This window comes from Mycobacterium sp. (genome assembly GCF_008709575.1).
In the GTDB taxonomy this organism is placed as follows: domain Bacteria; phylum Actinomycetota; class Actinomycetes; order Mycobacteriales; family Mycobacteriaceae; genus Mycobacterium.
On record NZ_VYIK01000298.1, the window covers coordinates 1 to 729 of the forward strand.

Genomic DNA, 729 nt, shown 5'->3' on the forward strand with positions numbered 1-729 from the left:
TGGACACCTTCGTCGACGAACCCAACGTGCCACCCGAGCTTCTCGGCCTGGACAACGTGGTGCTGTTACCCCACGTCGGCAGCGCCACCGCCCGGACCCGGCGGGCCATGGCGCTGCTGGCCCTCCGCAACCTGGACAGCTACCTCGAGACCGGGACGCTGGTCACGCCGGTGCTGCCGCCCCGCCGAAGGCGGCGCTAGGACTCGACAGCCTGGGCGTCGTCACAGCGGGCAGGTCAATGATCGACCCGGCACTGCTCCTCGGCCGGGGAACCCCCGGACGTGAGTCAGGCCGGAACTCCGCTGAGTCGGCCGCGCGCTGCCGAGCGGGTCGATTGAGGCCGGCGTCCCGACCGCCGTGACCCGAACGCTGTGGCGAGTGGACATCTTCGGCGCCGCGCAGAGCTCGCCGGGCCAATGGATCGAGCGCATCACCGATGTCAACGCAGCAATGCAGTGGCTAATCCGACGGCGGTTCTTTCCCGTGCAGGTATCACACCTGCTGACGTCTCCAATGTCGACAAGGCCGGTCTAAGGCCGGTCTCGCTACCGCGCCATCGGCGATTATCGACCGCCGTTGTGACCCGCGGCTCGACGGGGCGCATAGCCATCGAAGATTGGTCCAGGGTGGCCATGGCCGACAGGAGCGGCGTGCGGCGTGATTGGTCGGCCCGCTCGAGGTGCCTCAGCTAAAAGTGAGCGCGAAGCGGTGGTTGGTGCCTCACGCATG

1 pseudogene is annotated in these 729 nt (G+C 68.0%); it reads left to right on the forward strand.

Going from position 1 to position 729, the window contains the following annotated elements:
- Nucleotides 1–200 (forward strand): annotated as a pseudogene (locus F6Q13_RS18570) (2-hydroxyacid dehydrogenase); the annotation flags it as partial.
- Between the last annotated feature and the right edge of the window lie 529 nt (nt 201–729).